Source organism: Burkholderia sp. BCC1993, assembly GCF_905339865.1.
In the GTDB taxonomy this organism is placed as follows: domain Bacteria; phylum Pseudomonadota; class Gammaproteobacteria; order Burkholderiales; family Burkholderiaceae; genus Burkholderia.
Window position 1 is genome coordinate 47,329 of record NZ_CAJPGZ010000011.1, and the last position, 17,366, is coordinate 64,694.

At 67.3% G+C, this 17,366-nt stretch carries 16 protein-coding genes; 10 read left to right on the plus strand and 6 right to left on the minus strand.

The window, feature by feature from the left end:
- Positions 1–58: 58 nt before the first annotated feature.
- The 3 genes from U4Y91_RS19510 to U4Y91_RS19520 are packed head-to-tail and all read right to left on the minus strand — an operon-like array spanning position 59 to position 2,451.
- Entirely contained in the window at positions 59–850 is a 792-nt protein-coding gene (locus U4Y91_RS19510) for an aspartate/glutamate racemase family protein (protein ID WP_175961841.1), read from the minus strand.
- Complete coding sequence (locus tag U4Y91_RS19515; RefSeq protein WP_321806436.1) at positions 847–2,091, minus strand: D-amino acid dehydrogenase; 1,245 nt, start codon at positions 2,089–2,091, stop codon at positions 847–849. Before U4Y91_RS19515 ends, U4Y91_RS19510 begins: the two co-directional genes overlap by 4 nt.
- Before the next feature lie 12 nt (positions 2,092–2,103).
- The gene (locus U4Y91_RS19520; RefSeq protein ID WP_321806437.1) at positions 2,104–2,451 is read right to left on the minus strand and encodes a RidA family protein; all 348 of its coding nucleotides are present in this window, start codon (positions 2,449–2,451) and stop codon (positions 2,104–2,106) included.
- A 306-nt stretch (positions 2,452–2,757) separates the two neighbouring features.
- Here U4Y91_RS19520 and U4Y91_RS19525 point away from each other — a divergent pair, with 306 nt between their 5' ends.
- The 9 genes from U4Y91_RS19525 (at position 2,758) to U4Y91_RS19565 (ending at position 11,372) form a co-directional block, all read left to right on the plus strand.
- Positions 2,758–3,852, plus strand: a complete 1,095-nt coding sequence (locus tag U4Y91_RS19525; protein WP_321806438.1) for an ABC transporter substrate-binding protein — start codon at positions 2,758–2,760, stop codon at positions 3,850–3,852.
- A gap of 16 nt (positions 3,853–3,868) precedes the next feature.
- Complete coding sequence (locus tag U4Y91_RS19530) at positions 3,869–4,762, plus strand: branched-chain amino acid ABC transporter permease (protein WP_321806439.1); 894 nt, start codon at positions 3,869–3,871, stop codon at positions 4,760–4,762.
- Positions 4,755–5,642 (plus strand): branched-chain amino acid ABC transporter permease, encoded by an 888-nt coding sequence (locus U4Y91_RS19535; RefSeq protein ID WP_321806440.1) that lies wholly within the window; start codon positions 4,755–4,757, stop codon positions 5,640–5,642. Before U4Y91_RS19530 ends, U4Y91_RS19535 begins: the two co-directional genes overlap by 8 nt.
- Positions 5,639–6,421, plus strand: a complete 783-nt coding sequence (locus tag U4Y91_RS19540) for an ABC transporter ATP-binding protein (RefSeq protein WP_321806441.1) — start codon at positions 5,639–5,641, stop codon at positions 6,419–6,421. The genes U4Y91_RS19535 and U4Y91_RS19540 overlap by 4 nt, the downstream gene beginning before the upstream one ends.
- Positions 6,418–7,137, plus strand: a complete 720-nt coding sequence (locus U4Y91_RS19545; RefSeq protein WP_321806442.1) for an ABC transporter ATP-binding protein — start codon at positions 6,418–6,420, stop codon at positions 7,135–7,137. Before U4Y91_RS19540 ends, U4Y91_RS19545 begins: the two co-directional genes overlap by 4 nt.
- Positions 7,134–8,513: an MFS transporter gene (locus U4Y91_RS19550; RefSeq protein WP_321806443.1), complete on the plus strand. Its 1,380-nt coding sequence runs from the start codon at positions 7,134–7,136 to the stop codon at positions 8,511–8,513. Before U4Y91_RS19545 ends, U4Y91_RS19550 begins: the two co-directional genes overlap by 4 nt.
- A gap of 41 nt (positions 8,514–8,554) precedes the next feature.
- A complete protein-coding gene (locus U4Y91_RS19555; protein WP_321806444.1) occupies positions 8,555–8,875 on the plus strand; it encodes a sugar phosphate nucleotidyltransferase in 321 nt (106 codons plus the stop codon).
- Between the two features lie 260 nt (positions 8,876–9,135).
- On the plus strand, positions 9,136–10,638 hold the full coding sequence (locus U4Y91_RS19560; RefSeq protein ID WP_415750482.1) for a catalase: 1,503 nt from the start codon (positions 9,136–9,138) through the stop codon (positions 10,636–10,638).
- Between the two features lie 92 nt (positions 10,639–10,730).
- Positions 10,731–11,372, plus strand: coding sequence for an ankyrin repeat domain-containing protein (locus U4Y91_RS19565; protein ID WP_321806446.1), 642 nt, complete (start codon positions 10,731–10,733; stop codon positions 11,370–11,372).
- Positions 11,373–11,526: 154 nt separating this feature from the next.
- Here the strand turns inward: U4Y91_RS19565 and U4Y91_RS19570 are convergent, their stop codons facing one another.
- The 3 genes from U4Y91_RS19570 to U4Y91_RS19580 form a co-directional block, all read right to left on the minus strand.
- Positions 11,527–13,443: a serine hydrolase domain-containing protein gene (locus tag U4Y91_RS19570; protein ID WP_321806447.1), complete on the minus strand. Its 1,917-nt coding sequence runs from the start codon at positions 13,441–13,443 to the stop codon at positions 11,527–11,529.
- 9 nt (positions 13,444–13,452) lie between these two features.
- Entirely contained in the window at positions 13,453–14,334 is an 882-nt protein-coding gene (locus U4Y91_RS19575; protein ID WP_321806448.1) for a sterol desaturase family protein, read from the minus strand.
- 463 nt (positions 14,335–14,797) lie between these two features.
- Positions 14,798–16,741 carry a hybrid sensor histidine kinase/response regulator gene (locus tag U4Y91_RS19580; protein WP_321806449.1) on the minus strand — a complete coding sequence of 648 codons (1,944 nt, stop codon included), beginning with the start codon at positions 16,739–16,741 and terminating at the stop codon, positions 14,798–14,800.
- Between U4Y91_RS19580 and U4Y91_RS19585 the strand changes: the two genes are divergently transcribed.
- The gene (locus tag U4Y91_RS19585) at positions 16,707–17,366 is read left to right on the plus strand and encodes a response regulator transcription factor (protein ID WP_321806450.1); all 660 of its coding nucleotides are present in this window, start codon (positions 16,707–16,709) and stop codon (positions 17,364–17,366) included. The genes U4Y91_RS19580 and U4Y91_RS19585 overlap by 35 nt on opposite strands.

A 17,366-nucleotide genomic window follows, 5' to 3' on the forward strand; every position in this document is an offset into this window, starting at 1 on the left:
CGATCGTCATTATCGGCCATGGACCGGCCTGCGGACGCCTCCGGTGCTTCTGCCACCGTCATTGCATCAACAGGCGTCCGAAGCCCGGCACCGGATCGTCGACGCCCGCGAGCCGCAGCGCATGCCACGCGAGCGCGTGATTGCTCGACAGGACCGGCTTGCCGGCGCGCGCCTCGATCTCCGCGAGCGCGTCGACGAGCCGAAGGCTCGTGCACGACACGAACACCGCATCCACCGCCGGATCGGCGGCCAGCGCGAGCACCGCGCGCTCGATGGATGCGCGGTCGATCCGCGCCACCTCGTTGTCGTCGCGATGCTCGAACGAGCCGGCCCGCACGACGTCGACGCCGCGCGCACGCAGATAGGCGGCCATCGCTTCGTTGATCGAGCGCTCATACGGCGTGAGAAGCGCGACGCCGCGCGCACCCAGCGCGCCGAGCGCGACCCGCGCCGCGGTGATCGGCGTCGTGCATGCGACGCCCGGCCGCGCTTCGCGAATCCGCTCGAACACGTGCTCCTCGCCGAGCACCATCGACGCGGACGTGCAGCCGAACGCGACCACGTCGAGGCGCTCGCCCGGGCGGATCAGCTCGACGGCCGCCGCGATCCCGCCGTCCATCCGCGCGAGCGTCTCCGCGGTGATGTCGGCGGAGTTCGCGATCCGGCTCTCGTAGAACGCGACGCCGTCGAGCGCGAGCACGCGCCGCCATTCGTATTCGATCGTATGGTCGGTCGCGAGCACGACGAGCCCGATCGCCGCGCGGCGCGCGATGCCCGCATCGAGCGAGAAGCCGAAGCGCGCGTACGAACCGGCGCCATGCTGCACAGGGGTCGATAGAAGTTCGCTCACTGGAGTGTCATCCCGGTAATGTCGATGTCGGGCTGCCGGCCGTGGATCAGGTCGGCGACGATCTTCGCGGTACCGCACGACATCGTCCAGCCCATGTGGCCGTGCCCGGTGTTGAGAAAGAGATTGCGATGGCGGGTCGCACCGATGATCGGCGTGCCTTCCGGCGTCATCGGCCGCAATCCGGCCCAGTACGACGGCTTCGTGTAGTCGGCGCCGTTCGGAAACAGCGCCTGCGCGGTCGCCAGCATGTGCGCGAAGTCCGCGGGCGTGTGGGTCGTGTCGTAGCCGCTGAATTCGGCCGTCGCGGTCAGGCGCAGCCGATCGCCGAACCGCGCCCACGCGACGAGCTGGTTTTCCTCGACGCCGCCGAGCGTCGGCGGCTCATGGCGTGCATCGATCGGCAGCGTGACCGAATAGCCTTTCACCGGATAGATCGGCAATCGGTAGCCGAGCCCGCGCGCGACGAGCGGCGAGTACGAGCCGAGCGCGAGCACGTAGCGGTCGCCGCTCACGCGGCCCTGCGACGTCTGCACGTAGTCCACCGCGTCCGCGTTCGCGCGCACGCCGTCGATCGTTGCGCCGAAACGGAACTCGACGCCGAGCGCGCGGCAGCGTTCGGCGAGCGCTCGGGTGAACAGATGCGCATCGCCGCTCTCGTCGGACGGACAGTAGATCGCACCGGCAATCGCGTCCGCCGCGCCGGCGAGCGCGGGCTCGCGCTCGATCACCGCGCGCGAATCGAGCGTCTCCAGCGGCAGGCCGTTGTCGGACAGAATCCGCATGTTCGCGACGCCGCGCTCGAACGATGCGGGATCCCGGTACAGATACAGCAAACCGCTGCTGATCCGGTCGTACGCGAGCACCTCGTCGCGGGTCGCCGACTGGAGCTGCTGCTGCGCATAGCGGCACAGCCGCACCTTGATCGACGTGTTCCTGCGCGAGCGCTCCGCCGTGCAGTTCCGCAGGAACAGGCGACACCACGCCCACATCCGCCAGTCCGGCGACCATTTGAGACGCAATGCCTGCCCGTCCGAAAACAGCGACTTGAGCAGGATCTTCGGCGCCCGCGGGGATGCCCACGTATAGGAATGCCCCGGCGCGATCAGTCCCGCGTTCGCGAAGCTCGTCTCGAGCGCGACGCCGTCGCGCCGGTCGACCACCACGACCTCGTCGCCGGTCTTCGCGAGAAAGTACGCGGTCGTCACACCGACGATGCCGCCTCCGAGCACGATCGTCCTCATTACTCGTCTCCGCTAGAGCGCAGCGATCGCCGCGATTTCGACCGTGTACTCGGGAAACGCGAGCGCCGATTCCACGCATGCGCGCGCCGGCGCGTCGCCCTGCGCCACCCATGCATCCCAGACCCGGTTCATGTCGGCAAAGCTCCGGTGATCGGCCAGCCAGATACTCGCGGACACGATCCGGCGCTTGTCGAGCCCCGCACCGTCGAGCAGCCGGTCGATCTTGTCGAGGATCTGGCGGGTCTGGCCGGCGACGTCGAGCGCGGTGTCGTCGGCCACCTGTCCGGCAATGAACGCGAAGCCGCCCGCGACCACGAGCTGGCTCATCCGTTCCCCCGCGCCATAGCGCTTGATCTCCATCGCACTGCCTCCGTTTCCGTGTCGAGTGGGTTGAATTCTAAGCATCAATATTCACGACTGTATACACTTTTTTCAAAACGATTCGACGTTGATCCAATCTGGCGCATATGCCCGTCGCTGGTGTTTACTGTCGCTCTTATTGTGCATTTAGTGCGCAAAAACAAGGCATTTTCTTGTTCATTCCGGGGCACTTTACGGACCTCGCAACATTCGTCCAAAAAATGTTTGCCAACGATTTTTGTTCTGTGATTCTGTCGACACTTCTGTATTTCAAACGCAATTCAACACATAGTCAGGAGCGCAAAAATGAAGCTGGGTTGCTGGAGTCTCGGGATCTGCGTCGCGCTCGGCGCGTGGTCAACATTTCCTGCGTACGCCGACGTGAGCGTCGGCGCCGTGTTGCCGCTGACAGGCGCGAGCGCGTCGATCGGCGAGGACCAGCGGCGCGGGATCGAGCTCGCGGTCGCGAAGATCAACGCGCAAGGCGGCGTGCTCGGGCAGAAGCTGCAGGTACGGATCGAGGATTCGGGCGGCACGGCCAACACGGCGCTCGACGCCGCACGCAAGCTGGCGACCGTCGAGCGCGTGCCGCTCGTGCTCGGCGAATTCTCGTCGTCGGTGACGATTCCGGTCGGACAATTCCTCGTGCGCCAGGGCGACGTGCACGTCAACATCGGTTCGTCGAGCCAGCAGGTCCGCAAGATCGGCGCGGGCTCGTTCAGCACGATCGGGCTCGACGACCAGTCCGCGCGCTTCGCCGCGCAGGACGTGTACGACCGCAAGCTGCGGCGCATCGCACTGATCGCGCCGAACAACGGTTACGGCCAGGGCATCGCAACCGAGTTCAGGAAGCGTTTCGAGGCGCTCGGCGGCACGATCGTCTCGACGGTTCTCTACACCGAGGGCCAGTCGACCTACCGGCGCGAGCTGGAACAGGCGTCGCGCGCGCAGCCCGACGGCTACGTGTACAGCGCGTACGGCCAGGAAGCCGCGACGCTGAACCGGCAGGCGTTCGAAATGCGCCTCAACCAGCGGCCGTGGTACGGCATCTACCTGACGATGTGCACGAGCGACACGCCCGCCCAGATCGCCCAGGGGCAGATCGGCCTGGAGGTCGCGGCGCTCGGCGGGAGCGCCGCCGCGTACGCGGCGGCCTATCGCGCCGCGTATCACGAGGCGCCGCGCTCGGCGTTCGGCAGCTACGCGTACGACGCGACGATGCTGTCCGCCGCGGCAATCAACCGCGCGCACTCGGCCGATCCGGCGAAGGTGCGTGCGGAACTCGCGGCCAGCCAGCCCTATGACGGCGTGACGGGCACGATCGCCTTCGATGCCGACGGCCAGCGGCTGGTGCAGCCGTACGAGAAGGTCGTGTACCGGCAATCCGTCGTCGCCCAGTAGCCACCGGGAGCACGCGATGCTGCAATTCCTGATCGATGTCCTGATGCGCACGTCCGACTTGTTGCTGGTATCCGTCGGCCTGTCGACGCTGTACTCGCTGATTCGCTTCCCGAACATCGCACACGTCCAGTACGCGATGGTCGGTGCGTTCGCGACCCTCGGGTTCGAGCGCATCGGCATCCCGTTCGCGCTTGCGACCGCCGTGTCGTGCGCGCTGGTCGGCCTTGCCGCGACGCTGCTGAACCTGTTCGTGTTCACGCGCCTGCTGCGCTCCGGCAGCGCGGTCGCGATGATCGGCTCGCTCGCCGTGTCGCTGCTCGCCGTCGCGCTGATGCTCGGCACCGCCGGCTCGCGGCCGCTGCAGTACGCGCAGGCGGTGCGCCCGCCGCTGATGGTCGGGGGCGTCGCGATGTCGTCCGCGCAGGCGGGTTCGATCGCGTGCGGTTGCGTCGCGCTCGCCGTTTTCGCGCTGCTGCTGTACCGCACCCGCCTCGGCCGTGCGATGCGCGCGCTCGCGTCGAATCGCGCGCTCGCGCTCGCGACGGGCATCGATGCGCAGCGCGTGACCAACGTGATCACGTTCGCCAGCGGCGTGCTCGCGGCGCTCGGCGGCACGATGCTCGGCGCGACCGAAAGCGTGCACGTCAACCTCGGCTACGGGCTGCTGATCCCGGTGTTTTCCGCCGCGATCCTCGGCGGTCTCGGCAATCCGCTCGGCGCGGCGGCCGGCGCATTCCTGATCGCGCTTGCCGAGACGACCGCGCTCGATGTCGACTTCGGCGGGCTGGTCGGCCGGCCGCTCGCGTTCTTTCCGGTCGAATACGTCGGCGCGGTGTCGTTCGCGATCCTGCTCGTCGTGCTCGTGTTCCGGCCGTACGGAATCTTCGACGGGGAGGTGCGTCGTGTCTAGTTTCATCGTCCATCTGCTGACCGTCACGTGCCTGTACGCGACGATGGCGCTCGGCCTGAACCTGCAGGCAGGCTACGCGGGTCTCGTCAATTTCGGCTTCGTTGCGTTCGCGGGGCTCGGCGCCTACGCCGCCGGCATCGCGTCGCAGCTCGGCTGGCCGCTGCCGGCCGCCGTGGCGCTCGCGGCGGGCGCGGCGAGCGTGCTGGCCGTCGCGATCGCGCGGCTCGGCCGCCATCTGTCGGCCGACTACTGGGGCATCGCGACGCTCGCGATCGCCGAGATCCTGCGCACGTTCGCGCTGAACGAGGGCTGGCTGACGGGCGGTGCCCAGGGTATCGGCGGCATCGCGCCGCTCTTTCCCGGACTGCGCGCGCCGTGGGCCGATCTCGCGTTCCTCGCCGTCTCGGCCGGCGGCCTCGCCGTCGCCTACGCCGCATGCCGGCTGCTGACCACCGGCCGCTTCGGCCGCGCGCTGAAGGTGATGCGCGAGGAGCCCGCGCTCGCCGTCTGCTTCGGCTACGACCCGGTCGCGCTGAAGACCTGGGCGAGCGTCGCGGGCGCGCTGCCCGCGGCGTTCGCGGGCGCGCTGCTCACCTGGTACATCAGCTACGTCGGCCCGGACGCGATGGTGGCGTCGGAAACCTTCGCGCTGTGGACCATCGTCATGGTCGGCGGGCTCGGCAGCCACGCCGGCGTGCTGGCCGGCGCGCTCATCGTGCAGGCGGTTTACGCATTCGCGCCGTTCCTGAAGGACTGGCTCGGCGTCGGCAGCGACCTCGCGGGTGCAGTGCGCCTCGGCCTCGTCGGCCTGATGCTGCTCGCATGCGTGCTGTGGCGCCCGCGCGGCCTTGTGCCGGAACGGCTGGAGGTTCGCCCATGAGCGCCCTGCTCGACCTTGAAGGCGTCACGATCCGCTATGGCGACAACGCGGTGCTGTCCGGCCTCTCGCTTGCCGTCGGCGACGGCGAGATCGTCGGACTGCTCGGCCCGAACGGCTCGGGCAAAAGCACGGCACTCAACGCGATCACGGGCTTCGCGCCCGTCGCGGCCGGCGCGATCCGCTTCGCCGGGCGTCGCATCGACACGCTTGCGCCGTACCGGATCGCACGGCTCGGCATCCGCCGGACGTTCCAGTTGCCGTCGATGCCCGCGCGCATGTCGGTGCTCGAACTGGCGATGGCCGCGTCGTCGGCCCGCCACGGCCCCATCGCGGCATTGCTGCGCAGCCGCGCGACACGCACGCTGGAAGCCGCGACGCGTGCACGCGCCGCAGCGCTGCTCGAGGAACTGAAGCTCGCACACGTCGCCCAACTGGGCGCCGCGGCGATCTCGGGCGGCCAGAAGAAACTGCTTGGCATCGCGTGCGCGATGATGACCGAGCCGAAGCTGCTGCTGCTCGACGAACCGACCGCGGGCGTTCACCCCAACCTGCGCGGCGAACTGGTCGCCGAGCTGCGCCGCATCCGCGGCCTGGGCGTCACGCTGGTCGTGATCGAGCACGACATGCACTTCATCCGCGAGCTGTGCGACCGCTGCATCGTGCTCGATCGCGGCGCCGCGATCGCCGACTGCCGTCCCGCCGAACTCGAAAGCAACCGCCGCGTGCTCGATGCCTACCTGGGCCGGGCCCACGCGCGCCGCCTGATGGGGGCGTCATGATCGACGTTCGCGACCTGGTCGCCGGCTACACGGCCGACATCGACATCCTGCACGGCGTATCGCTGTCCGTCGGGCCGGTCGACATCGTCACGATCCTCGGCCCGAACGGCTGCGGAAAATCGACGCTCCTCAAGGCGATCGCCGGCTTCGTGCTGCCCCGCGCCGGCACGGTCACGATGCATGGCCACGACATCGCGCGCGTGCCGGTACACCGCAAGATCCGCGAACACGACATCGGCTTCGTCCCGCAGACCGACAACGTGTTCGGCGCGCTGACGGTGCGCGAGAACCTGATGCTCGGCGGCCACGCGATGTCCGCGTTCCCTCGCGAAACGCGAATTGAGGAGCTGTGCGAGCAATACCCCGTTCTGCGGCGCCGCTATCGGTCGCCCGCGGGCGCGCTGTCCGGCGGCGAGCGGCAGATCGTGTCGCTCGCGCGCGCGCTGATGCCGCGCCCGGTGCTGCTGTTGCTCGACGAGCCGTCGGCCGGCCTGTCGCCGAAAATGGTCGACGAGGTGTTCGACGCGATCGTGCGGATGCGCGACACCGAGCACATTGCGGTGCTGATGGTCGAACAGAACGCGATCGAGGCGCTGCACATCGCCGATCGCGGCATGGTGCTGACGATGGGCCGCGTCGCGCTGACGGGCACGTCGGCCGAGCTGCTCGACAGCGACGAGATGCGGCGCCTCTATCTCGGCGGGCGCGCGGCATGAGCACGAACACCGCCCCCGCCGCCGGCGCGACCGGCGCGCCTGCCGCGCGGCCGGCACACGTGATGGTCGCGCTTGCCTGCGGCTTCGTGATGGCGATGCTCGACGTGACCATCGTGAACGTCGCGCTGAAGGCGATGCAGGCGAGTCTCGACATGTCGCTGACCGCGCTCGTCTGGGTCGTCGACGCCTATACGCTCAGCTTCGCCGCGCTGCTGCTGTTCGGCGGCGCGCTCGCGAACCGTTACAGGCCGCGTGCGATCTATGTCGCCGGGCTCGCGCTGTTCGTCGCCGCGTCGGTGCTGTGCGCGGCCGCGCAGACGAGCGGCATGCTCGTCGCCGCGCGGCTGCTGCAGGGCGTGGGCGCCGCGCTCTTCATGCCAAGCTCGCTCAGCCTGCTCACGCTGGCGTTTCCGGCCGGGCCGCTGCGCACGCGGATGATCGGCATCTGGGGCGCACTGGTATCGGCGGCGATGGCGATCGGGCCGTGCATCGGCGGCGTGCTCGTCGACGCGATCGGCTGGCGCGGGATCTTCTGGGTCAACCTGCCTGTCGGGCTCGCCGGACTGTGGCTCACGCGCCGCCATGTCGGGCATTCGCCGCGCCATCCCGGCCCGCTGAACACGCTCGGCCATCTGCTCGGCGCGCTCGCGCTCGCGGCGCTCAGCTATACGCTGATCGAGGGGCCGGGCGCCGGCTGGCGCTCGCCCGCCATCGTCGCCGGCGCGGCCGCGACGTTCACCGCCGGCGCGGCATTCGTGTGGCGCGAACGTCGCGCCCGCGACCGGATCCTGCCGCCCGCGCTGCTTCGCAACCGGCGCTTCGTCGCGGGCGGACTGCTCGGGCTCGCGATCAATTTCGGCATCCTCGCGGAGATCTTCCTGCTGAGCCTTTACCTGCAGCAGACGCGCGGCGCGAGCGCACTGCGCGCCGGCTTCGAGCTGTTTCCGCTGATGGCGATGTTCGGTATCGGCAATCTCGCTTCCGCCCGCGTGAGCGCGCGGCTCGGCCCGCGCGGCACGCTGCTCGCGGGCCTCGCGCTCGCGACGCTCGGCAGCGCCGCGCTGATCGGCATCGAGGCGCTGCCCTACACGGCGCTCGCGATCGCGGTCGGCATCGCGAACTTCGGCGCGGGCCAGGCCATCCCTGCGATGAATCTCGTCGTCATGCAGTCGGCCGGCCCCGCGGACGCGAATCTTGCCGCCGCATCGCTGAACGCGAGCCGGCAGATCGGCTCGCTGGTCGGCGTTGCGATCGCGTCGGTCGTGCTGCACGCGATCGCCAGCCCGGAGCGCGCGACCGCGGCCGGTTTCGCCGTGATCGCGAGCGTCTACCTGGCCGGCTTCGCGATCGTGTTCAGACGCATCGACCCGGATTGACGCCTCCGCGGGCCGCCCTTCTTCATGACAGCGAGGACATCATGCACACAGCGACTGGCCGTAAGGGATTGATTCTGGCGGGCGGATCCGGCACCCGGCTCCATCCGCTCGCGCATTCCGTATCGAAGCAGCTGATGCCGGTGTACGACAAGCCGATGATCGACTACCCGATCTGCTCGCTGCTGGACGTGCGGCGGCCGCAGGGCGCGCCGCACGCGCGTCTCAAGCACTTCGTCGCCGACCGCCCCGGTCACGATCGCCGTTACGCGATCGACGCCGGCAAGCTCGAACGCGAACTTCGATGGAAGCCGACGGAAACCTTCGAGACGGGCACCCTGAAGACACTCGACTGGTACCTGTAGACGTTCGGACAGCATTCGGCATCGGCTGCGGGCGAGTCAGGCGCGGCCGCGCGGCGGCGTCGCGTGCCGGCGCCGCCACAATGCAGAAAAATAATTTCATTGCCAACGTCGTTACAGCATAAACACCACCACCTATCGCCGAATTAGAGAGATTCAATTGGCTTACCGCACGTCGGAGAGACTAAATTTCGTCGGCACCTCCCCCTCAGCCAAGGAATCTCATCGATATGTCACACACCGCGAATCGCTTTTTGCAAAGCATGATTGCCGCGGCCTGCATCGCACTGGCCTCTTCTTCTCATGCCGCTGAACTGACGCGCGACAACGGCTCGCCCGTCGGCGACAACCAGAATTCGCAAACGGCCGGACCGAACGGGCCGACGCTTCTGCAAGACTCGCATCTCATCGAGAAACTCCAGCGCTTCGATCGCGAACGCATCCCCGAGCGTGTCGTGCATGCGCGCGGCACCGGCGCATTCGGCGAATTCGTGCCGAGTGCCGACATCAGCGACCTGACGACGGCCAAGGTCTTCACGCCCGGCACGAAGACGCCGGTGTTCGTCCGCTTCTCGACCGTGATGGGTTATCGCGGCTCACCCGAGCAGGCGCGCGATCCGCGCGGTTTCGCGGTGAAGTTCTACACCGAACAAGGCAACTGGGATCTGGTCGGGATCAACCTGCCGATCTTCTTCATCCGCGATGCAATCAAGTTCCCCGACTTCGTTCATGCGAACAAGCCGAGCGCCGTCACCGGCGTGCAGGACCCCAACCTCGCGTTCGATTTCTTCGCGCACGCGCCGGAGGCGACCAGCATGCTGACGCGGCTGTACTCGATCGAAGGCATGCCCGATTCGTACCGGCACATGGACGGCTATGGCGTGCACGCATTCAAGTTCGTCAACGCCGACGGCAACTTCACGTACGTGAAGTTCCACTGGAAGAGCGAGCAAGGGATGCACGGGCTGCGTCCGAAGGACATTCCGGGTTCGATCGGCGCCGACTGGAACCTGATGACGAACGATCTGTATGGCGCACTCAAGGCCGGCGACGCGCCGAAGTGGGATCTTTACATTCAGGTGCTGAAGCCGTCCGAGCTCGATGCGTTCGACTTCAACCCGCTCGACGATACGAAGGTGTGGGCCGGCGTTGCGGAGCGCAAGATCGGCACGCTGACGCTGAACCGCATACCGGACAACTACTTCGAGTCGACCGAGGAATCCGCCTTTGCACCGTCACGGATGGTGCCGGGCATCGAGCCGTCGGAAGACCGGATGCTGCAGGGCCGGATGTTCTCGTACGCCGATACGCAGATGTACCGCCTCGGCGCGAACTTCAACCAGTTGCCGATCAACCGTCCGCGCGTGGCCGTCACGAACAACAACCAGGACGGCGCGATGAACTTCGGCGATCGCAAGGGCGAAGTGAACTACGAGCCGTCGACGCTGAACGAACTCGCACAGAACCCGCGTTACAAGTCGGTCCAGACGCCGCTTGCCGGCACGACGCAGCAGGCCGCGATCCGCAAGACGCTGAACTTCCGGCAAGCGGGCGAGTATTACCGCATGCTGCCCGCGCAGGAACGGCAGGACCTCGTGACCGCGCTGTCGGGCGACCTGAACCACGTGACGAACGACGCCAACAAGTACGCGATGCTGTCGTACTTCTACAAGGCCGATGCGGACTACGGTAGCCGCCTTGCACGTGCCACGAACGCCGACCTTTCGCGCGTGAAATCGCTCGCCGACAAACTCGTCGAGAACTGATCGGGCAATCTCGCGGAGGCTGCTGGTGCGGCCTTCGCGTCCCAACCAATCATCCGATTGCGCCGCGCGGCCACGCGCGGCGCGCAATGCTGATGAAGAATCGACTCCGAACCGCCCTCTTCCGCATGCTCGCGATCGCGGGTGCCGTCGCGCTCGCGGCCTGCACACAGATCGCACCACCCGCGGCCGTTCCCCACCCCGACGCGCACGCCGACCTGCGCCGCTACGACGATGCATGGTTTGCCGCCGCGCGCCTCGGCCGCATCGACATCCTGCAAGCACTCGTCGACGCACATTATCCGATCGACGCGACGACGCGCGAAGGCTACACAGCGGTCATCCTCGCCGCCTATCGCGACCAGCCCGCGACGCTCGACTATCTGCTGCGCAACGGCGCGGACCCGTGTCTCGGCGACGGTCACGGCAACACGGCGCTGATGGGCGCGCTGTTCAAGGGCGAGACTGCGATCGCGAAGCGGCTGGCCGATACGCGCTGCCCGATCGACCAGACCAATCACGCCGGCGAAACGGCGCTGTCGTTCGCCGCGCTGTTCGGCCGCCTCGACATGCTGCCGGTGCTCGTCGCCCATGGCGCGAACCCGGATCACGTCGATGCGCTCGGCCGCACCGCACTGCAGAACGCCATCCTGCAAGGCAACGACGCCGCGGTTGCGGGACTCGAAAAGGTTGGCGCGACGCCGAATGCCGATGTGACGTTGCGAGCGAGGCCGTGACCGCTCGAGCTTGCCCTCAAGGTTGATCGCCTGTCCATCGTCATGCGACACAAGGTCACGAAGGCACACGCTCCCGGCCTCGACACCGGAGTCGGCTTGCCGGCGCGTAGGTCATGCCGCCGATCGTCGCGCATCGCGCCCTTCCCACCGGCCCTCACGCGCGCTGGCACAGCCATCCGGAAGCCGCCATCGTCTCGACATTGCTCACGTTCGTCATGCTGATTTCGAACAGATCGCGGCCGGGCATCACCGGTATCTGCACCGTCATCCCGCAGCGGTCGTCGGCCAGCGGCTTCAACAACTGGTAGTTGAAGTGGGCGCCGCCGCTGGTGCTGTAGGCGAACAGGACATAGCCCCGCAACGCGTCGAGGCTGCCGAGCGACACCCGCAGCTTGCCGCCTGAAAACACCGACTGCGCCGATTCGTTGATCACGTTCCACGACGTGTTCACACGTGCCTGCCAGGCGGCGTCGAGCGCCGGCAGTGCCGGCAGTTGCTGTGCATACGGCGTGACGCGGAACACATAGCCCGAGCCGTCGACGACACGCTTGGTCAGATACCGATTGCTCACCGCGTTGCCAGCGTCGTCCGTGCCGGGCAGGATATCGAACCGGTACGACACGGTATCGCCGTCGCTCCACCACCAGCCGTCGCTGCGATACACGTACGGCGCGCCGTTCGGGCCAACGTCCGTCCACGCCGTGCCGTTCCATTGCGTCAACGCCAGGCTGCCGTCCGCGTTCACGGCGACCTGCATCGGCGCCGATTCGTTGCCGTAGACGCCGCCGACCGCGGCAACGTCCGGCGACGCAGCCGCCGGCGGTGCAGCGACATTCAGCCGCGCTGGCGCACCGGCGATGCTGCCGTCTTCCTGCAACGCCTGCAGCAGGATCGCGGGCGCGATGCCGGCCGCGTCATAGCCCGTGCTGCCGGTGATCATCAGCGCCATTTGCGCAGCCGGCAGCACGTAGAAATGGCTTGAAAAGAACTGCGTGCCGCCGCTCTTGTATGCCCCCGCGGCGCCGGCCGCGCGCAGGACCGGATCGTCGACGTCGTCCCAGCCGAGACCATAGGCATACGAGTAACCGAGCCGGGTCGACTTGATCTGCCACCGGTCGGTCTGGTCCGTCAGCATGTCGGCAATTCCGGCCGCCGACGCGATGCGTCGCCCCTGGAACACGCCGTTGCCGATGAACAGTTGCGCGAGGTTCATCATGTCGAGCGGCGTCGTCGACAGGCCGCCGGTGGCGTGCGGATTCGCGAATTCCTGCCCGTACTGGGTGCCGTTCGCGTACGCCAGCGCAAACTGGCCGCTCGTCGGCACGCTGGTCAGGAAGCCGGAGTTCGTCATGTTCAGCGGCGCGAGGATGTCGCGCTGAACGAAATCGGCGAAGCTCAGCCCGGTGACGGCCGCGACCACCAGCTCGAAGATCGTGAAGCCGTCGTTGCAGTACACCGCGAACTGGCCCGGCGGATGATTCAGGTGTTCGTTGGCGAGCACCTTTTGCGCGGTCGCCGCATAGCCGGGAATCGGCGCGTACGAGAACATGTCGTCGACGTTCTGGCCGGGCAGCCCGGACGAATGCGACAGCAGATGGCGCGACGTGATCTGCGCATACTGCGGCGACAGCATGGTGAACGACGGCACGTACCGGACGATTGGCGCGTCGAGGTCGATCAGCCCGCGATCCTGCAGGATCACGCCGGCCAGCGCCGCGATCACTTTGGATACCGAACCGATGTTGTAGCGCGTCGTCGGCGTGGCGGCGACCGCCGGGCTGACCGATGCATTCCCGAACGCCTGCGCCCATACGACCTGATTGCCCTTGAGCAACGCGACCGAGATGCCCGCGAGGTTCCGCGGATTGGCATCGAGCGCGGCCTGGATCGTTTGCCGCCCCGCCGCGATGGTCGCGTCGTAGGTCGACCGCTGAATCGTATCCGCGCCGCCGCAACCGGGCAGCATCGCGGACAACAACCCCGCGCCCGCGTATTCGAGGAATTGCCGGCGGCCGGCGCTGGATGGCGCCGCGTCGTGGCGCCGGTCGTGTGGATCGCGTGTGTGAGCCATATCGCCTTCTCAGGAAACCTGCTGTGCGGCACGCCGCGCGTCGCGCGTCGTCAGGGAACTGCCGTCGGGACTCCAGCCCGGCGGCCGGATCAGGTACTGGATCGCGGTCTGCAGGCTGTCCGCCTTCGCGAGGTCGCGCGCGATATTGCGCCACTCGTAGAACGCGATCCTGAACGGATTGTCGGTGCCGATGCTCGACGTCAGCCCGTAGTGCGGCGTGAATCGCTCGGGCGTGTACGAGCGGAACAGCCGATCCCAGATCATCGTGGTGCCGGCGTAGTTGGTATCCAGATAGTCGAAATCGCTGCCGTGATGGACGCGATGCTGCGACGGCGTGTTCAGCAGCGCTTCGAACCAGCGCGGCATCTTGCCGATCGCTTCGGTGTGGATCCAGAACTGGTAGATCAGGCTCACCGACTGCATGAACAGGATCATCTTCGGATGGAACCCGACCCACGGCATCCACGCCCAGAACAGGAACGATCCGGTGATCGTGCCCGTCCACGTCTGGCGCAGCGATACCGACAGGTTGTATTGTTCCGACGAATGGTGGACCGAATGCGACGCCCAGAACCAGCGCACCTCGTGACTCAGGCGGTGGAACCAGTAGTAGCTGAAATCGTCCGCGAAGAAGCACAGCACCCACGCCCACCAGACGTTCGTCGGGATCGTGAAGAGCCGGTGCGCGTACACCCAGCTCAGCACCGCCAGCACCAGCCCGCCGGTCAGCACGCTGGCGACGAATGCGCCGGCCGCGAGCGCGAGGTTCGCCAGCGTGTCGCGGGTCCGGTACAGCGACCGGCCGAGCACCGCCGCGAGTACGATTTCCACGGCGATCAGCACCGCGAAGGCCGGGAACGCGGCCACCATGATATTGGGCAGATTGTCCATCACCATTGCGCTCCAGACAGGCGGGCGGCGAGGCCGCGCCATGGCCGTTCAAGGATTCGACCGCGAGAGGCCGGTCGGCTCGTGCGCAAGGCGAGCGCGATTCAGGGTGCAGGCACGGCACCCTGTCGCAATGCTTTCAGAAAGGACGGCGCCCGGAACAGGATCGGCTGCACTGCGACCGATCCTGTTCCGCGGCGTCAGGCCGTGCCGATTCGATCGGACGTGCGGCCCGAACCGTGGGTTGGTCTCCCCGGCTGTCCAGCTTTCTTCGCTACCCCGCGCGACTGTTTTTTTACGATTGCCAGCAGGTGCGAAGGTACTGCACCCGTTTCGTTTGGGAAATACCGCAGATGCAGTAGTTAGTGCCGTCGCCGCTGCACCGGCCGCGCCGGCTGCCGTCGCGAACGCGTCGCATTCGCGTGCGGGCGCCGAGCGGGCGCGATGCCATGACATCGCTGCGCCGTCACGCCGACGCGTCGATCAAGGTCTGCATTTCCTGCGGGTCAAGCGGCTTGTGCATCACGCTGAAGCCGCTCGACGAAGCGGCATGGATGCCCTCGGGCGACGTATCGCCGGTAATGATGATGGCCGGAATCTCGCGTTCGATGACGCGGAACACCCGGTGGACGACGTCGGCGCCGGTCACGTGCCCCGCCAGTCTGAAGTCCGTCACGATCATGTCCAGTTCGGCGCGCCGCGGCGCGGCAAGCTCGATCGCACGCTCCAGCGATGGCGCGGCGATCACGGTGTGCCCCCAGGTCTGAAGCAGCGTCTGCATGCCGGCCAGCACGTCGCGATCGTCGTCGACGACGAGGATGGTCTTGCGCGCCTGCCCGCGCCCGGGGTCCGCACGCTCGCCCGACGGGTGCGCGCCGGTGGCGCGCGACGGGACACGGTCGGCCATGGCCAGCCGCACCGAGAACAGCGAGCCGCGGCCCGCGGTCGAACGCACCTGCACGCTCGCATTGATCAGCGCCGCCGTGCGCTGCACGATGGCGAGCCCGAGGCCCAGCCCCTGCTCGCGGTCCCGCGCCGCGTTGCCGATCTGGTAGAACTCCCGAAAGATGTGCGGCAGTTGATCGCCTTCGATGCCGATGCCGGTATCGAAAACCTGGATCTCGACGTCGGTGCCGCGCCGCCGGCAGGCCAGCAGGATGCCGCCGCGCTGCGTATAGCGCACGGCATTCGACAGCACGTTCGACAGGATCGTGTGCAGCAGCACCGCATCGGTTTCCAGCCAGATCGCGGTCGGCCGGATCCTGAGCGTCAACCCCTTGGCCAGCGCGGCCTGACGAAACTGGCTGTCCAGCGCGTCGAGCGCCTGCTGCAGCGCAAAGCGGCGCGGCTCGACTTCGATCACGCCCGCGTCGAGCCGGGAAATGTCCAGCAACACGTTCAGCAATTGCGACATGCCTTTCAACGCGGTGCGGAGCCGTTCGGCGATGTCGTCGAGAGCGGTTCCGTCGACGCTCGGCGCGCGCGCCATCGCCCGCAGCGTCGCGATGTAGAGGCCGAGCGCATGCGTCGGCTGACGCAGGTCGTGGCTGGCGGCGGCCAGGAATTGCGATTTGCTTCGATTGGCGAGTTCGGCGCGCTCCTTCTCCTGCGTCAGTTGCCGGATCAGGTCGACGTTCTCGAAGCGCAGCGACACGGCATCGCGCACGGTACGCTGCAGCGTCCGGCTGAAGGCGAGATTGACCGCGAGCAGGAACAGCGACAGGAAGCCCAGCACCGAAAACAGCGCGCTGCCGTACGCGAACGAGCGGATCGCGAACGGCAGCACCGTCGGCAACGCATAAGCCACGTAGGTCGGCCACCACGACGAGAGCGACGCCACCGAGCCGCCGGTCATGCCGGCCAGCACGATGCAGATCAGCGCGGTCACGATCGTGTTGTCCGGCGAAAAGAACAGCACGCCCATGGCGCCCCACAGGCAGCCGGACGCGCCCGCGAACACCATGTATTTCCGCGCGCGGCGCCTGGCCGTCCCGGCAGGATGTTCGCCTGCGCGGCGATCCCGCCAGACCATGACGGTACGGATGGCGGTCAGCACGCAGATCGCCGCGGCCCACGCAAGCAGCGCATGCCGCGACACCTCGTTCCACAACAGAAAGGTGGTCAGGCTGACGACGGCGATGTTGCCGAACAGGATCGGCGGAGACTGTCGGTACAGCGTATTGACCAGTTCCAGCTGTACGTGGGCACGGTATTCTTGCGCTATCCTGTTTGCCATTTCAAAATCGCGTAGCGGATCCGGCGTTGAACGGGGCGGGCGTCGATCTCGCCCGCCGCGTGACACGTCGCAACGGGGTTGCATCGTATTGTCGCAAAGGAACGAGCTTCCGGGTGCCCCGGGAGAAGGCGAAAGAAAAATGAAAAAAATCGTGCTTGCCGAAGACCACGCCATTATTCGCGACGGGCTGAAGTTGCTGCTGAAGACGCGAGCGAACTGGACCGTCGTGGGGGAGACCGGCGACGGCCGGATGGTCGGTCAGCTGGTGTGCGATACGCAGGCCGATTTGCTGTTGCTCGATCTCGATCTACCCGGCTTCCCCGGCATCGAACTGGCGAAGCAAGTCAAGGCGCAATCGCCGCAGACCAGGATCCTGGTCGTCACGGGCAATCAGAACCCGGCCACGGTCCGGGCGGCCGTGGCGATCGGCGTCGACGGCTACATGCTCAAGCACGAAGACGGCGACGAACTGCTGCGTGCCGTCGCGCTGGTACTGTCGGGTATCCGGTATGTCAGCGACTCGCTCGCCCATGTCCTCGAGCACACCGGCGCCGCCGCCGTGCCGCCGGTGACGGCCCGGGAGAAGGAAGTCCTCGTGCTGATCGCCAACGGACACTCGAGCAAGGACATCGCCATCAAGCTGAATCTCAGCGTGCTCACGGTACGCAAGCATCGACAGAACCTGATGTCGAAACTGGCGCTGCACAACGTCGCCGAAGTGATCGCGTATGCGCTGCGCGACGGCCTGACCGTGCTGCCGCGGTCCGACGATGTCGGCGCGGAGGCAATACTGCGCTGA

Coding starts and splice junctions, on each gene's coding strand:
- U4Y91_RS19515 (WP_321806436.1), bottom strand. CDS start 2,091: ATGAGGACGATCGTGCTCGGAGGCGGCATCGTCGGTGTGACGACCGCG.
- U4Y91_RS19520 (WP_321806437.1), bottom strand. CDS start 2,451: ATGGAGATCAAGCGCTATGGCGCGGGGGAACGGATGAGCCAGCTCGTG.
- U4Y91_RS19525 (WP_321806438.1), top strand. CDS start 2,758: ATGAAGCTGGGTTGCTGGAGTCTCGGGATCTGCGTCGCGCTCGGCGCG.
- U4Y91_RS19530 (WP_321806439.1), top strand. CDS start 3,869: ATGCTGCAATTCCTGATCGATGTCCTGATGCGCACGTCCGACTTGTTG.
- U4Y91_RS19540 (WP_321806441.1), top strand. CDS start 5,639: ATGAGCGCCCTGCTCGACCTTGAAGGCGTCACGATCCGCTATGGCGAC.
- U4Y91_RS19545 (WP_321806442.1), top strand. CDS start 6,418: ATGATCGACGTTCGCGACCTGGTCGCCGGCTACACGGCCGACATCGAC.
- U4Y91_RS19550 (WP_321806443.1), top strand. CDS start 7,134: ATGAGCACGAACACCGCCCCCGCCGCCGGCGCGACCGGCGCGCCTGCC.
- U4Y91_RS19555 (WP_321806444.1), top strand. CDS start 8,555: ATGCACACAGCGACTGGCCGTAAGGGATTGATTCTGGCGGGCGGATCC.
- U4Y91_RS19560 (WP_415750482.1), top strand. CDS start 9,136: ATGATTGCCGCGGCCTGCATCGCACTGGCCTCTTCTTCTCATGCCGCT.
- U4Y91_RS19565 (WP_321806446.1), top strand. CDS start 10,731: ATGAAGAATCGACTCCGAACCGCCCTCTTCCGCATGCTCGCGATCGCG.
- U4Y91_RS19570 (WP_321806447.1), bottom strand. CDS start 13,443: ATGGCTCACACACGCGATCCACACGACCGGCGCCACGACGCGGCGCCA.
- U4Y91_RS19575 (WP_321806448.1), bottom strand. CDS start 14,334: ATGGACAATCTGCCCAATATCATGGTGGCCGCGTTCCCGGCCTTCGCG.
- U4Y91_RS19585 (WP_321806450.1), top strand. CDS start 16,707: ATGAAAAAAATCGTGCTTGCCGAAGACCACGCCATTATTCGCGACGGG.
- U4Y91_RS19580 (WP_321806449.1), bottom strand. CDS start 16,741: ATGGCGTGGTCTTCGGCAAGCACGATTTTTTTCATTTTTCTTTCGCCT.